Source organism: Pedococcus sp. 5OH_020, assembly GCF_027812955.1.
Taxonomy (GTDB): Bacteria; Actinomycetota; Actinomycetes; order Actinomycetales; family Dermatophilaceae; genus Pedococcus.
The window spans coordinates 94,610-109,774 of the sequence record NZ_JAPYZV010000011.1 but is presented as its reverse complement, the minus strand read 5'-3'; the positions used below and the strand labels follow the sequence as shown (position 1 = coordinate 109,774).

Below are 15,165 nucleotides of genomic sequence, written 5' to 3'. Positions count from 1 at the left end.
CGAGGATCGCCGCCCCGGCTCAGCCGAGGGCGGCGATGGCGGCGCGGATCCGCTTCTCGGACACGGGGTATGCGGTGCCGAGCCCGTTAGCGAACAGGCTGACCCGCAGCTCCTCCACCATCCAGCCGATCTCGCGGACCCGGTCGGAGCGGCGCTCGACCGCCGGCAGCGAGTCGAGCAGGTCGGCATACGCGCTCTCCACCCGGTCGACCACCTCCTGGCTCGCGGCGTCCCGCGCCAGGGCGGCAGGTGAGGACGGCGCCTTCTGGAGCCGTTGCGCCATGGCCCGCAGATAGCGCCGGAGGTCCCGCAGTCGGTCCAGGCCGGTGTCCGCGACGAAACCCCGGTAGACCAGGCTGTCGAGCTGGGCACGCACGTCCGCAACCAGGGATGCCGCCGCTGGGGCAGTCAGCCGGTCGAGCTCGCTGCGGACCTGCCTTGCCTCGGCGAGCACGGGCTCGACCTCGTCCACGACCGCGAGAACCCGCGTCGCCACGTGGGTACGGACAGCTGCGAGCACCTCCTGGAACGCGCCGGCGTCCCGCACGGCGCCAGCGCCGCCAGGGCGCTCCGAGACGATGGAGTCGACCGCGCAGGCCAGCGCGTCCTCCAGGAGAGCCGGGACGGAGCCGTGTGGGTTGTCCCCGAGCGTCAGCTTCTGCGCGTTGGTGAGCCTGGCCAGTACGCGCTTCCAGGGTGCGGTCGTGTTCAGCAGGACCAGCCGGCGTACTCCCAGCGTGGTCGCGGCCTGGGCCTCCCGCTCGCCGGCCAGGACGAGGAGGTCCACACTGTCGCCGCGGTCGATGAGGGCGGGGAAGCCCTGGACGGTCAGCCCGCCCGAGTCGGAGGTGAAGGTCGCCGGCAGCTCGCCGAAGTCCCACTGTCGCAAGCCCTTGCGCTCGATGGAGGCACCGGCCCGCGACATCCGCTGCTGCACCTGCCCTGCCAGCGCTTCCCGCAGGGCTGTCAGGTCCTTGCCCCGTCCGAGCACTCGCCCACTACCGTCCTCCACGCTGTACGTCACCCGAAGGTGGTCCGGGACGGCCTCCACGGACCAGTCGGACGGGTCGACGCGCACGGCGGTCTGGGCGTACAGCACCCTGCTGAGCTCGTCGACGAGGCTGCGGCCACCTCCGGGTCTGGCGTCGGCGAGAGCGCGCGCCGCATGGTCCGGCGCCGGGACGAGGTTGCGCCGTACGGCCTTGGGCAGCCCGCGTACCAAGGCGGTCGCCAGGTCGTGGCGCAGCCCTGGCACCTGCCAGTCGAAGCCCTCGTCCATGACCTGGTTCAGAACCTGTACGGGGATGTGCACGGTGACGCCGTCGGCGGCGGAGCCCGGTTCGAACTGGTAGGTCACCGCGAGCTCGAGGCCCCCCTGGCGCCACACCCTCGGGTAGTCCTGCGCCGAGACCTCGTCCGCGCTGTCCCGGGTGAGCAGCTCCTCGGTGAAGCTCAACAGGTCGGCGTTGTGACGGCGCGCGTCCTTCCACCAGCGGTCGAAATGCCGCTGTGACACCACGTCGGCGGGGATGCGCTCGTCGTAGAAGTGGACCAGGTCCTCCTCGTCCACGACGATGTCACGGCGTCTGGCGCGCTCCTCGAGCTCCGAGAGTCGTTGCAGCAGAGCCTGGTTCGAGCGGAAGAACGCGTGATGGGTGTCCCAGTCGCCCTCCACGAGCGCATGCCTGATGAACAGCTCGCGGGACTCGGCGGGGTTGACCCGCGCATACCCGACGGTGCGCGCTGCGACCAGCGGGATCCCGTAGAGGGTCACGCGCTCGGTCGCCTGCGCCGCCCCTTGCTTCCGAGACCACCGCGGCTCCGAGTAGGTCCGCTTGACGAGGTGGGGCGCCAGCCGCTCGGCCCAGACAGGGTCGATCCGCGCGTTGGTCCTGGCCCAGAGCCGGGTGGTCTCCACGAGCTCGGCCGACATGACCCAGGTGGGCTGTCGCCGGAAGAGCGTCGAGCCGGGCGAGATGCCGAACCGCGCACCCCGGGCACCGAGGTAGTCGCGCCGTACCTCGTCGCGCAACCCGATCTGTGAGAGCAGCCCGGCCAGCAGAGCCTGATGGATGACGTCGGCCTGCGGCTCTTGGTCCGGTGCCGCCGTGGCCTGTCGCGGGTCCACTCCCACGTCCTGGCAGGCCTTGCGAAGCTGGCTGTGCAGGTCCTGCCACTCCCGGACGCGGAGGTAGTGCAGGAACTCGGTGCGGCACATCCGCCGGAACGCACTGTGGCTCAGAGACTTCTGGCGTTCCTTGAGGTAAGCCCAGAGGTTGAGCAGCGACATGAAGTCGGAGTGCTCGTCGCGGAAGCGGGCGTGCGACTGGTCTGCCTGGGTCTGCTTGTCGGCGGGCCGTTCCCGTGGGTCCTGCATGGACAGCGCGGCGACGATGACGAGCACCTCCCGGGTGCAGCCCAGCCGCCCCGCCTCCAAGAGCATCCGCCCGAGCCGTGGGTCGACGGGCAGCCGGGCCAGGGACCGACCGTACGGCGTGAGCCGGCGCTCCGCTCGCCGCCCACGTCCTCGCGACGAGGAGGCCGCAGGCGCCTCGACCGCGGTCTCGAACGCCTGCAGCTCCTCCAGCAACCTGACACCGTCGGCCACCTGGCGCGGGTCCGGGGCATCGACGAAGGGGAAGGCGGCGACATCGCCGAGCCCGAGCGAGGTCATCTGGAGGATGACCGAGGCGAGGCTCGTGCGCTGGATCTCCGGCTCGGTGAACTCGGGTCGGGCCTCGTAGTCCTCCTCGGAGTAGAGCCGTATGCAGATCCCGTCGGCCACGCGCCCGCAGCGACCGGCGCGCTGGTTCGCGCTGGCCTGGGAGACCGGCTCGATGGGCAGGCGCTGCACCTTCGTGCGCTGGCTGTACCTGGAGATCCGCGCAGTACCGGCGTCCACGACGTACCGGATGCCGGGAACGGTCAGCGAGGTCTCGGCCACGTTGGTGGCCAGCACCACCCGGCGGCCGCTGGAGCGTGCGAAGACCCGGTGCTGCTCCGCTGCGGACAGGCGTGCGTAGAGCGGGAGGATCTCTGTCGCGGGAAGGCTCATCGACGACAGAGCATCGGCGGTGTCCCGGATCTCCCGCTCTCCGGAGAGAAACACCAGGATGTCCTGGTCCCCCCCGTCACCCCGGCTCTCCGTCCACAGCTCCTCCACCGCGACGCAGACACCGGTGACCTGGTCACGCTCCGTGTCGTCAGGACGGTCGGGGTCGACCAGGGGGCGGTACCGGACCTCCACGGGGTACGTCCGCCCCGACACCTCGATGATGGGCGCCGGCTCCCCCGTCTCGGCGTCGGCGAAGTGCTGGGCGAACCGCTGCGGGTCGATGGTCGCCGACGTGATCACGACCTTGAGGTCGGGCCGCCGCGGAAGCAGCTGCTTGAGGTACCCCAGGATGAAGTCGATGTTGAGGCTTCGCTCGTGGGCCTCGTCGATGATGATCGTGTCGTACTTGCGGAGCATCCGGTCCCGCTGCATCTCGTTGAGGAGGATGCCGTCCGTCATGACCTTCACCAGGGTGCCGTCGCTGCTGTGGTCGGTGAACCGGACCTGGTAGCCGATGACGCCACCGAGCTCGACCTGCAGCTCCTCCGCGATCCGCTCCGCGACGGAGCGAGCGGCGATCCGCCGGGGCTGCGTGTGCCCGACCAGCCCCTCCCGGCCGCGGCCGAGCTCGAGGCAGATCTTCGGCAGCTGCGTCGTCTTCCCCGACCCCGTCTCCCCCGCCACCACCACGACCTGGTGGTGGCGGATGGCTGCCGCGATGTCGTCCTTGCGACCGACGACCGGTAGCTGCTCGGGGTAGCGCAGGGCCGGGAGCGCGATGGTGGCTCGCCGGCCGGCACCCCGGCGGCGACCACCCCGGTTCCGGGCAGTGGACGACTGCACGGAACCAGAGGCGGACACACACCGCAGCATACGTTTTCGCGCTGGCGGGCCCCGGCCTGCCTTGCTCTGCCGCCCCCGACCTTGCCGGGCTCAGCCGGCCTTCGCCGCGATGAACCCCTGATCGAGGTCCGCCAGGATGTCGTCGATGTGCTCGATCCCGACAGCGAGCCGGATCAGCCCTGGTGTGACGCCCGCTGCGAGCCGGTCGCCGTCGGCGCCCTGTGAGTGCGTGGTCGAGGCCGGATGGATGGCGAGGGAGCGGACATCCCCGATGTTGGCCACGTGGCTGTGCAAGGTCAGCGCCTCGACGAAGCGACGGCCAGCTTCCACCCCACCGTCGATCTCGAACGCGAGCACCGCTCCGGCGCCACGCGGCGCGTACTTCTTGGCCTTCTCGTACGACTCGTGTTCCGGCAGCGAGGCCCAGACCACGCGTTCCACCTGCTCCTGCGCCTGGAGGAAGGCCGCCACCTTGTGCGTGTTCTCCAGGTGCCGGTCCAGCCGCAGGCTCAACGTCTCGATCCCCTGCGCGATGAGGAACGCGTTGAAGGGCGAGATGGCCGGGCCGAGATCGCGCAGGAGCTGGACGCGGGCCTTGAGGATGAACGCCAGGTTCGCGCCGAAGGGGCTGCCGACGCCGAGGTCCCGGGCGAACACCAGGCCGTGGTAGCTCTCCTGCGGGGTGTTGTAGTGGGGGAAGCGCTCCGGTTCCGCCCCGAAGTCGAAGGACCCGCCGTCGACGATGATGCCGGCGATCGACGTACCGTGCCCTCCGAGGTACTTGGTGGCCGAGTGAACCACGATGTCGGCCCCCCACTCCAGCGGGCGCGTCAGGTACGGCGTCGCGATGGTGTTGTCCACGACGAGCGGGACGCCTGCCTCGTGGGCCGCGACGGCGACCGCCTCGATGTCGAGTACCTCCGACTTCGGGTTGGAGATGCTCTCCCCGAAGAACAGCTTGGTGTTCGGCCGGACGGCGGCCTTCCACGACTCGATGTCGTTCGCGTCCTCGACGAAGCTCACCTGGATGCCGAACTTCGGCAACGTGTGCTTGAGCAGGTTGTAGGTGCCCCCGTACAGGCTCGGGCTGGCCACCACGTGGTCGCCGGCCTCGGCGATGTTGAGGATGGCGAGGGTCTCCGCGGCCTGTCCGGATGCGACCAGGAGCGCACCGACCCCACCCTCGAGCGAGGCGACGCGCTGCTCCACCGCGTCCTGGGTGGGGTTCATGATGCGGGTGTAGATGTTGCCGAACTCCTTGAGCGCGAACAGGTTCGCGGCGTGCTGGGTGTCCTTGAAGACATAGGAGGTCGTCTGGTAGATCGGCAGTGCCCTGGCGCCGGTGGTTGCGTCGGGCTCCTGGCCGACATGGATCTGGCGGGTCTCGAACGACCAGTTCGTGGTGCTCATCTGGATGCCCTTTCAGTGGTGTACGCCGCGTGCGCGGAGGCTGGGTCGCCCCTTGCCGATGGTCGCCACAGGCACCACCGTCCGGGGACGGTGCGGGATACAGAGGTCGGTCTCCCGCGCTTGCGCTCGGCGGATGCCGTGCGCCAGGTCCTCACCCGGGGCACCCCACCGCGGAGGAGGGTTGCCGGCCAGCAAGCCGGGGCTGTGAGCTGGCACTCATGACCTGGGCCGAGGCTACGCCTGCCACGCCCGCGCGGGGCATCCCCGTCTCTCATGACGGACGGACGCAGCAGCACCCCCGTGATGCAAGGCGCTGGGCACCGTGTTTGCATGGGTCCATGACTATCCAGGGTGAGTACGCGCCCAGCGCCGCTGGCTGGGTGCGGGACCAGGTGGAGGCGATCGAGGCGAAGGGGACCACCCGCGCTGTCGACATCATGGGACGTCCCGTCGTGCTGCTCACGATGCTGGGCATCTCCGGCAAGGTGCGCAAGGTCCCGTTGATGCGGGTCGAGCACGACGGCGTATATGCGGCGGTGGCGAGCAAGGGTGGTGCCCCTGAGCACCCGAAGTGGTACCGCAACCTGCTGAAGAACCCTGTGCTCGACCTTCAGGACGACGACCGCACCTGGACCGTGCGGGCCCGCGAGATCCATGGGGCCGAGCGTGAGCAGTGGTGGCAGCGGTGTGTGGAGGCCTACCCGCCCTACGCCGAGTACCAGACCAAGACCGACCGGCTCATCCCGGTCCTGCTACTGGAGCCGCTGGACGAGCGGTCCGCCTGAGCCAGGCAAGCCCCAGCATGGGCAGGACCAGGGGCACGAAGCCGTACCCGGACCCGAAGTGCGACCACACCGTCTTGTCCGGGAAGGCGCTCGGAGCGAGGTAGGAGGCCAGCCCGACCACGAGCACCCCAGCCAGCTCCACGGAGATGGCCACGAGGGCGACCCTGCGCGAGGTGCGGTCGCCGCGGGCCAAGGCCACCGTCGCCACGACGTAGATGACGGCAGCCACGGCGGACAGCAGGTACGCCAACGGCGCGCGGGAGAAGTACTCCAGGATCTGGAGCGTCGAACGCCCGGTCGCCGCGAGCGCGAGGAGACCGTAGACAGCGACCAGGAGAATGCCCGGCCCGGACCGGGTGGACCGTACGCCGTCAGCCACGAAGGTTCCAGATCTGCTGCAGCCGAGCGGTCATCACGCCCGCGGCGAAGGCGCCCACGGCCACGACGCCCATCGACCAGCGGGTCTTCTCCTTGAGGGCGAGGAAGGCGGCTGCGGGTGGGACGAAGGGCAGCGTCACCGCGTACGCCGCGAACGTCGCCCGCTCACCGGGGCCGCCCGGCACCCTGCCGAGATGAGCCAGGCAGACGACGAGCTGGACGAGGAGACCGAGCTCGAGAAGGGCGGCGACCAGCAGCAGCCGGTCGTCCACGAGCCGGCTACGGACGGCGTACCACCCCGACAGCCCCATGAGGCACACAGAGGCGACGAAGACCACCACGGTCAGGGCGTAGAGCACGGCGGGAAGCCTACGCGGGCGACGCGGTCCCGGTGCTGGTGGGTTTGGGGCTGCCAGGCTTGGTGCTGCCATTCGTGCCCGAGCTCTTGGTGGTCGAGGTCCGGGGGGTCGACGTCGTGGTGTTCGACGTCGTGGTGTTCGACGTCGTGGTGTTCGACGTCGTGGTGTTCGAAGGCCTGGGCGTCGAGGTCCGGCTCTTCGACGGCTGGGGGCTGGAGGTCTTCGTCGAGCTCTTGGTGCTCGACGTCTTAGGGGTCGGCGCCTTGCTGGTGGAGGTCTTAGTGGAGCTCTTGGTGTTCGAGGTCCTCGTGGTCGTCGCCGCCGCGGTGTGAGTGCGCGAGCCGTGAGGTGCACGCCTTCCGCCCTGGGTCGCTGTCGTACTCGGTTCTTCAGTCTGCGAGCCGCTGGTGACGGACGGACCGCCGCCGGTCACCCCAGTCGCGGTGACCGTAGGGCCCGAACCGCGGGGACCTGGCGCACCCCCGCCCGGCGCGCCGGACGGCGTGGAGAGCACGACGGTGCGGTACGCCTCGACCTTCGCGGCTCCCCCAGCTGCGACGGACAGGGTGCGGAACGCGACGGACACCTCACGCGCGACGCCCTTGGACTTGTCCTGCCTCCACGCCTGGCACAGCCCCCGGGCCGGGCTGCCCGTCGCGTCCGGGCCCACGGGCGCGGGCACCGCAGAGCGATGACGTCTGCCCCAGGCGCCGGACCCCGGGCCGGGGGCGCCGAGCGCGTCGTGGGCGACCTGCTGCACCGCCCTCGGAAGGGCGCCGACGTACGCGGCCGCCCCCAGGCCACCCAGCGTGGCTGCCGACGCGCACACGGCGGCCACGCCGAGGAGCGCCGTACGGGACGCGCGGATGACGGTCACGCCTGACCGCCCGCCCTTGCCTGGATGCAGCGCACCCGCGGTGGCGACGATGGGCGACGCCCCCGGGCGATGCGAGGCCTTCTTGGGTACGCCGCGGAAGGCTGCGGTGGCGACGGACTCGTCCGCAAGCTCTGCTGCCAGGGGTGGTGCCGTCAGAGACCACTCCAGCAGCTCCGCGTCGGCGCCCAGCCTCTCCAGGCCCTGCTCCTCCGCCCGGCGAACGGTCTGGGCGTCGGCGCCCACCACGTCGGCGACGGCCTGCACCGGGAGCCCGGCACCGAGGCGCAGCATCACCACCTCACCCTGTCCCAGCGGCAGCTGACGCAGGGCGGCGACGGTGTCGCCGAGCCCCCGGTGTTCCGGGTCGATGGCCTCGCCCGGCTCGACGAGGTCCTCGAGCGTGATGTCGTCGTCGCGCAGTTCCAGCCCCTGCACCACCGTGACTTCCGACCATGCCTGACGAAGGCTGCCCTCCTGGGCCCGCAACCGTGCGCAGGCGAGCACCCAGACCCGCCAGGCCGTCTCGTCGCCGGAGAACCCGGGGAGGCCCCGTAGCACGGTGACCCACGCCTCACAGGCCCCGTCGTACGGATCGTCCTGCCCCGTCACGCGCAGGTAGCGGGTTATCACCGGGTTGGCGTCGCGCCAGAGCGCGCTGAAGGCTCGCTCGTCCCCCCGTTGGGCAGCGTCCAGCGTCTGCGCGAAGCGCGTCCCCAGCACGAGACCAGTATCAGTGGTCGCGCGTCTGGTCCGGCTCCTTCTTTCGGATCAAATCGCTGCTCCGTCCGATGCGGTAGACGATGCGGTACTCGCAGGTCAGGGCTGCGGCAACAGATCCGTGTGGTGAGGCACCGCACCCGGGGAGCTCGGCTGAGGCTCGGACCGGGAATCCGGGCTCTCCCGGTGCCCGTGGCGCTGCCACCACCGCGCCAGGGGCGGGGGGGCGTACCAGTTGGCCCGTCCGAGCAGCCGCATGGTGGCGGGCACGAGGAGCGCGCGGACGACGGTTGCGTCGAGAAGGACGGCGACGAGCATGCCGATCCCGATCATCTTGAGGAAGACGATCCCGCTCGTCGCGAACCCGCCGATCACGACGGCGAGCAGCAGCGCCGCACTCGTGATGATCCGGCCCGAGCGCTGCACCCCCGCGGCGACGGCGCGGGTGTTGTCCGCCGTACGGTCCCACTCCTCGCGGACGCGGCTGAGCAGGAAGACCTCATAGTCCATGGACAGGCCGAACAGGATGGCCAGCATCAGGATCGGCTGCGTGACGTCCAGATAGCCAGGGGAGGTGAACCCCAGGAGGCCGGACAGATGCCCGTGCTGGAAGATCCACGTGACGACGCCGAAGCTCGCCCCGATGGACACCGCGTTCATCGCAATCGCCTTGAGCGGCAGCACGATCGAGCCGAACGCCACGAAGAGCAGCACGAGCATGACGAGGGCGACGGCCAGCCCCATCCACGGCAGGTGCTCACCCACGGAGGAGATGAGGTCGACGGCATCGGCGGTGGCACCACCGACCAGCGTCGTGCCGCCCCCGGGCGGGTCGACCGCCCTCAGCTCGCGCACCACTGCCTGGCTGGCACCGCTCTGTGAGCTGCCCGCCCAGCTGGCCTGCACCAGGGTCAGGTCCTGTCCGCCGCGAGACCGCGCGGCAGCCACGTGCACCTCCTTGATGCCGTGGATGGTGCGCACCTCGGTGACGTACCGGGCGACCTGCTCGGGTGACGCTCCGCGGACCACGATCGACGCCGAGGCCGTCTCGCCACCGAAGAGCCTCGCCTGCAGGTCCGCCGCTTGCCGGCTGGGCGAGCTGGCGGGGAGGACGCGCTCGTCGACACTTCCCCATCGGGCACCGGCGAAGGGGCTGGCAAGGGTCAGCAGGCCCACGGTGATCGCGACGAGGTACACCACGGGCCGCCGCATGACGCTGTGGGCCACGCGTGCCCAGGCGCCTCGTACGACGTCGTCGTCCGTGCCATGGAGCGCAGTCGCCTGCTCGACCCGAGCACCGCGACGCCACGGCATCCGGCCCAGCTCGATGCGGTGCCCCAGCACGCTGAGCAGCGCTGGGAGGACGGTCAGCGCGGCCGTCATCGCGACGAGCACCGCGGCGACACCTCCGTATCCCATGGACCGCAGGAAGTTCTGCGGGAACAGCAGCAGAGAGGCCAAGGACGCCGCGACGATGAGACCGGAGAACAGCACTGTCCGGCCCGCGGTCGACATGGTGCGGGCGATGGCGGCGCGCACGCTTTCCCGCGACTCGTCCGGTTGCGCGGCGAGCTCCTCGCGGAACCGGCTGACGACGAACAGCGCATAGTCGATGGCAAGGCCCATGCCCAGCAGCGTGATGACGTTGATGGCGAAGACCGACACGTCGGTGAGGTCCGTGACGACGCGGACGGCCGCGAACGCCCCGAGCACGGCGATGGCCCCCACGAGGGTGGGCATCAGGGCGGAGACGAGGCTCCCGAAGATGAGCAGGCTGAGCAGCAGGACGACGGGCAGGGTGAGCGACTCCGCTCGGGCGATGTCCTTCGAGACCTGCTCGTTGACGTCTCCGAAGACGGCCCACCGCCCACCGACACTGGTGGTCAGCCCAGGCGCCTTCAGGTGACCCTTGACCGCATCCCAGCTCGTGCTCTTCTCGTCCTGGGTGGTGCCGGCCAGGGTCACCAGGACCCGCGTGGCGTGACCGTCGCCGCTGACCAGTGCGGGTGAGGGCGTGGTGTAGGTGCTCACGACCGCCTTCACGGCATCGCGCGGCAGCGCCGCCACCGTCTGGGTCACCGCGCGTTGGAAGGCCTGGTCCTGCACCTGCCTGTCGGCGCTGGAGTACACGACGACGAGGTCCGTCTCCCGGCCGGGGAAGGCGGCCTGCTCCAGGGCCAGCTCCTTCGCCGACTCGGTGGCGGGGTCGTCGAACCCGCCGTTGGAGAGGTCACCGAAGACCCCGATGCCGTATGCCGCCGCGGCGAGGACGACCGCCACTCCCGCCAGCAGCACTGCCCACGACCGCCTGGCCACGAACCGACCCCAGGTCTGCATGTCCACCAACTCCGAACCAGTTCCACTACGACGCATCACGGATGTTTACGGCATTAACAGTGAAGGGTGTAAACTTCGTTGTCAAGGGTTCACGGACGAGTCGAGGAGGCGTGATGACGACAGCACCAACGCGTCGTGAACGTCAGCGCCAGGCGACGTACGAGGAGATCGTCGAGGTGTCGCGCCGGCTTCTGCGCGAGGCGCAGGACGTCTCCCTGCGAGCAGTGGCGCAGGAGATGGGGCTCACGCCGCCGGCCCTCTACCGCTACGTGGAGAGCCACGCCGAGCTCATGCGCCTGGTGGCCAGGTCGGTCTTCGCCGACGTCGTCGCCGCGATGGCTGTGGCCCGTGACGCTCAGCCCCTGGACGACCCTGCGGCTCGGATCGTCGTCTCCACGGCGGCGTTCCGCGCCTGGGCGCTGACCAACCGCGAGGAGTTCCAGCTCGTGTTCGCCTCCCCGACGTCCGCGACGTTGGCAGCCGTGGCCGAATGCACGCCGCCGCTCATGACGTCTCTGGACAGCCGCGGTCCGGACGACACAGGCGTCCAGCTCTTCGCAGGTTTCTTCAGCGAGCTGTTCGGTGCCCTGTGGGCCTCGTACCAGTTCCCCGTTCCGGACGACTCCGAGCTGGACCCCCGACTGCTGGAGGCGCTCCACGAGGAGCTCAAGCCGCAGGCCGTCACAGACAGCCTCGGCGTACCCGCGGCCGGGATGATCTGGCTGTTCGAGCGCGCCTGGGCGCGGCTGTACGGAACCGTGACCCTCGAGGTGTTCGGGCACATCCACCCGGCCTTCATCTCCACCAGTGCGCTCTTCGAGGCCACCATGCTGGACCTAGGGCGCGACCTGGGCATCGGCGGCGAGTGGCCGAGGCTTCGGCAGCTGGCCCGCCAGTACTACTGACCGACCACCCTCGCGGTGAGAAAGCCGGGGCGTCAGCCTTCAGGACCAGGCGGCGCCGAGCTCGCGACCGCCGGCGCGGGGAGGGCCTTGATGCCCTGCGGGGAGGCCAGGTAGAACCCCAGCAGACGGACCCCGTGGCGAGCACAGGCCTCCACGGTCGTCGCATGCCAGGCCCGGTCGAGCTCGGTGGGCAGCAGACCGCGCCGCCTCCCGCGGCCCATGAGGAGCGAGCCCTGGTCTCCCCCACGACGGGCACGAGAAGCTCGAGCAGCCGACGCAGGTCGGCGACCGGCGAGGCCTCGGCCAGGTCACCCAGCACCATCGGCTGGACGCCCTGGTCCGCCGCGTTGCACAGCATGAGGGCGAGGGCGCCGCTGCGACGGTCCTCCATCCCGAGGATGAGGTCGATGACGTCGGCCTGGACCGCCTCGTCCGCCAGCGAGATCGAGCGGATGTCGTCCGGGAGGTCTGCGTAGCTCATGTCCCGCATGTTGCCCCACTGGCCAGCCGGATCCGGCGCGTTATCCCCAGGGGCACCCCCGGGGCGATCATGCGGCAACCTGCCCCGCCATACCCCATGCGCCGCCCGTGCACGCTCGGGACACGCCTGGGCCGGGGTCGTCCGAACGGCCACACTTCGGGTCCGAACCGGGCAGCAGCGGTCACAACATGCCAGTCTTCACGCTGGCCACACCGGACTCACTACTTGACACGGAACCCTCATGCGCCTGATTCATGCCGTACTCGCCGTCAGCCTCACCCCCGCCTTCGTCGCCCTGCCCACCGTCTCGTTCGCTGCTCCGGACAAGCCACGGCCGGTGACGCCGAAGGTGGTGAGCATGTCCATCAGAGGCATCGATGCCAGGTATCTCGCCGGCTCTAGTACGGCGACCGACACAAACAGCGGAGCGACCCAGAAGGGGACCACCGCAGGGGCGACCGCGCGCGTCGCCCGCGGGCACCGCGTCTCGCCGGTGGTGGTCACCGGAGAGCAGGCGACGAAGCCGTTCACCGTCGCGGGCGTCTCCTGGGCGACGGGCGCTGGCGTCGACGCCAGCGAGGTGAGCGTCCGGATGCGGGTGCGGGAGAACGCCGGGTGGTCGACGTGGGAGTCGCTCGCCATTCCCGACGATGGTCCGGACGGCACGACCGGTGAGGCCGCCAAGGCGCGGGTCGGCACCACCCCCCTGGTGACCGGAGGCGCCGACGCCGTCCAGGTCCGCGTCGACACCCCGGACGGGAAGCCGCTGCCCGACCTGAAGGTCACGACCATCGACCCCGGTACCTCGCCCGCCGACGACGACCTGGCGCCCCAGCATCCCGCCTCCGCGTCAGCGGCGGCCGTCCAGCCCACCATCATCACCCGCGCCCAGTGGGGCGCTGACGAGTCGCTGCGGGGCAGCACCACGCTGAACACCACGGTGAAGGCCATCACGATCCACCACACGGCGGGGACCAACGACTACACGGAGGCCACCGCCGCAGCCCAGGTCCGGGGCATCTACGCCTACGACACGATGGGCCTGGGCTGGTCCGACATCGCGTACAACTTCCTCGTCGACAAGTGGGGACGGGTGTACGAGGGGAGGGCCGGCTCGATCACCCTGCCGGTCCGCGGCGCGCACGCCATGGGGTTCAACACCGACACCATGGGGGTCTCCGCCATCGGCAACTACGAGACCACCACCGCGCCCGCGGTCATGGTCGACGCACTGGCCCGCGTCGCAGGATGGAAGCTCTCGCAGTACGGGGTCGACCCCCTCGGCACGACGCAGCTCACCTCCGCAGGCGGCACGGGGACCAAGTACGCCGCGGGCACCGTCGTGACGCTTCCCACCGTCCACGCGCACCAGAACACCTCGTACACGCTGTGCCCGGGCAAGTACCTCTACCCGCAGATGGACACCATCCGCAGCAAGGCGGCGATGTACGCGAAGTACTCCTCGACCACCGGGCCGCTCCCGGTCACCACGGCCGGCCTGTACGCCGCGTACGGCTCGCTGACCCTGGCCAACGGCTCGACCGGCTACCCGGTCCGCGACCTGCAGCTCGAGCTGAACCGGCGCCGCTTCTCGGTGGGCACTGCAGACGGCGCGTACGGCGCGATGACCACCTCTGCGGTGACGGCGTTCCAGAAGGCCAAGAGCCTGGTGGTAACCGGCAAGGTGGCCGCCAACGACTGGAAGGCGCTGTCCGGACTCGCCTACACCCCCGTCTCGACAACGCCTGCGCCTTCGCCCACGCCGGCACCGGTGGCGGGCTGGAACGCAGATGGGCGCGGGGACGTCATGGGACGGGTCGCGACGGGCGACCTGTACTACTACCCCACCGGTGTGGGGACCATCGGCAAGCCGGTGCGCCTCTCCTCCGGCTGGAACCAGTACACCCGGCTCCTCTCCCCCGGCGACTGGACCGGCGACAGGCGCTCCGACGTGCTCGGGCTCCGGTCCACCGGCGAGCTGGTGCTGTCAAAGGGCAACGGGGTGGGCGGTTTCACAGGGTCACCGGTGGTCATCGCGCGCGGCTGGAGTGCCTACTCCGACCTTCTGGCGCCCGGAGACTGGAACGGTGACCACAAGCCGGACCTTCTGGCCCGCAAGACGAACGGGGAGCTGTGGCTGGTGACCGGCAACGGCGTCGGCGGATTCTCCGCCGCGGCTCGCCGGATCGGGACCGGGTGGCAGATGTTCACTCAGCTGGTCACCCCCGGCGACGTCACCGGTGACGGCCGGCCGGACCTGCTGGGCCGCACACCGGCGGGAACGATGTACCTGTATGCCGGGACCGGCACCGGGACGGGCTACAAGCCCGGCACGGTGCTCTCGCGGGGATGGCAGATGTACAACACCGTCTTCTCCACCGGCGACCTCACCGGAGACGGTCGCGCGGACCTCATCGCGCGGACCCCGCTCAACCACAGCTTCGTCTACACGGGGAACGGCAAGGGGGGCTTCGGCGCCGCAAAGGCCATCACCGCGCCCTGGGGAGCCGTCACCCGGATCTTCGGGGTTCGCTGAGGCGACGCCACGGTCCGCCGAGGTTCGCTGACGAGCTCCGCGGGACACGAGCAGGCCGGGGCCCCCGTCAGGGGCCCCGGCCTGGCTGCCCGCGCCACTTGGTGTGCGCGCGCCTTCAGGGCGCCGGGAGCAGGCCGACGATCGCACAGTCGTGCCTGGCACGATGCTCACATCGAGCACACCGCACGAGCGCGGACAGCGTCCGGGGGTGCGTCACCGGCACGGAGGCGAACGCTGCCGTCCCGGTAGGTGCTCCAGCACCACGGTCTCGGCCGGCCCGACACCGGCCTCAGGTCGCGGAAGGCCCGCCGCCGGTCGGTGAGCAGGGCTCACCGGACGGACGGGCGCGGGCGGGTCCTCGCTCTGCCAGCTCTCGGCAACGATGGCCTCGAACTCGGCTCGCAGCAGCTCCTCGTCCGCACAGACCAGGTCGACCCACGCGTCCTGGGTCGATGGCAGCGCACGCTCCATCGGCGAACCTC

Annotated in this window: 11 protein-coding genes and 1 riboswitch; of the genes, 4 read left to right on the top strand and 7 right to left on the bottom strand. The window is 70.5% G+C overall.

Features of this window, described 5'->3' with window-relative positions:
- Window positions 1–19 precede the first annotated feature (19 nt).
- Both hrpA and PHA84_RS18270 read right to left on the bottom strand, forming a co-directional pair.
- Entirely contained in the window at window positions 20–3,928 is a 3,909-nt protein-coding gene (hrpA, locus tag PHA84_RS18275) for an ATP-dependent RNA helicase HrpA (RefSeq protein WP_442952934.1), read from the bottom strand.
- Window positions 3,929–3,988: 60 nt separating this feature from the next.
- A complete protein-coding gene (locus PHA84_RS18270) occupies window positions 3,989–5,308 on the bottom strand; it encodes a bifunctional o-acetylhomoserine/o-acetylserine sulfhydrylase (protein WP_270889576.1) in 1,320 nt (439 codons plus the stop codon).
- A 111-nt stretch (window positions 5,309–5,419) separates the two neighbouring features.
- A riboswitch (SAM riboswitch) is annotated at window positions 5,420–5,532 on the bottom strand.
- Between the two features lie 114 nt (window positions 5,533–5,646).
- On the opposite strand from PHA84_RS18270, the gene PHA84_RS18265 reads away from it, so the two are divergent.
- The gene (locus PHA84_RS18265) at window positions 5,647–6,093 is read left to right on the top strand and encodes a nitroreductase family deazaflavin-dependent oxidoreductase (RefSeq protein ID WP_270889575.1); all 447 of its coding nucleotides are present in this window, start codon (window positions 5,647–5,649) and stop codon (window positions 6,091–6,093) included.
- Here PHA84_RS18265 and PHA84_RS18260 read toward each other — a convergent pair.
- The 4 genes from PHA84_RS18260 to PHA84_RS18245 all read right to left on the bottom strand — a co-directional run bounded on the left by PHA84_RS18260 (window position 6,047) and on the right by PHA84_RS18245 (window position 10,761).
- Window positions 6,047–6,472: a hypothetical protein gene (locus PHA84_RS18260; protein ID WP_270889574.1), complete on the bottom strand. Its 426-nt coding sequence runs from the start codon at window positions 6,470–6,472 to the stop codon at window positions 6,047–6,049. The genes PHA84_RS18265 and PHA84_RS18260 overlap by 47 nt on opposite strands.
- Window positions 6,465–6,830: a hypothetical protein gene (locus tag PHA84_RS18255; RefSeq protein WP_270889573.1), complete on the bottom strand. Its 366-nt coding sequence runs from the start codon at window positions 6,828–6,830 to the stop codon at window positions 6,465–6,467. The genes PHA84_RS18260 and PHA84_RS18255 overlap by 8 nt, the downstream gene beginning before the upstream one ends.
- A gap of 10 nt (window positions 6,831–6,840) precedes the next feature.
- Window positions 6,841–8,427, bottom strand: a complete 1,587-nt coding sequence (locus PHA84_RS18250; RefSeq protein WP_270889572.1) for an RNA polymerase sigma factor — start codon at window positions 8,425–8,427, stop codon at window positions 6,841–6,843.
- A gap of 96 nt (window positions 8,428–8,523) precedes the next feature.
- Entirely contained in the window at window positions 8,524–10,761 is a 2,238-nt protein-coding gene (locus tag PHA84_RS18245) for an MMPL family transporter (RefSeq protein WP_270889571.1), read from the bottom strand.
- 113 nt (window positions 10,762–10,874) lie between these two features.
- Here PHA84_RS18245 and PHA84_RS18240 point away from each other — a divergent pair, with 113 nt between their 5' ends.
- The 3 genes from PHA84_RS18240 (at window position 10,875) to PHA84_RS18230 (ending at window position 14,683) form a co-directional block, all read left to right on the top strand.
- Complete coding sequence (locus PHA84_RS18240; RefSeq protein ID WP_270889570.1) at window positions 10,875–11,666, top strand: TetR/AcrR family transcriptional regulator; 792 nt, start codon at window positions 10,875–10,877, stop codon at window positions 11,664–11,666.
- Window positions 11,667–11,830: 164 nt separating this feature from the next.
- The gene (locus PHA84_RS18235; RefSeq protein ID WP_270889569.1) at window positions 11,831–12,142 is read left to right on the top strand and encodes a hypothetical protein; all 312 of its coding nucleotides are present in this window, start codon (window positions 11,831–11,833) and stop codon (window positions 12,140–12,142) included.
- A gap of 246 nt (window positions 12,143–12,388) precedes the next feature.
- Window positions 12,389–14,683 carry an FG-GAP-like repeat-containing protein gene (locus PHA84_RS18230; protein WP_270889568.1) on the top strand — a complete coding sequence of 765 codons (2,295 nt, stop codon included), beginning with the start codon at window positions 12,389–12,391 and terminating at the stop codon, window positions 14,681–14,683.
- A gap of 213 nt (window positions 14,684–14,896) precedes the next feature.
- Here the strand turns inward: PHA84_RS18230 and PHA84_RS18225 are convergent, their stop codons facing one another.
- Window positions 14,897–15,154 (bottom strand): hypothetical protein, encoded by a 258-nt coding sequence (locus PHA84_RS18225; RefSeq protein WP_270889567.1) that lies wholly within the window; start codon window positions 15,152–15,154, stop codon window positions 14,897–14,899.
- Window positions 15,155–15,165 lie beyond the last annotated feature (11 nt).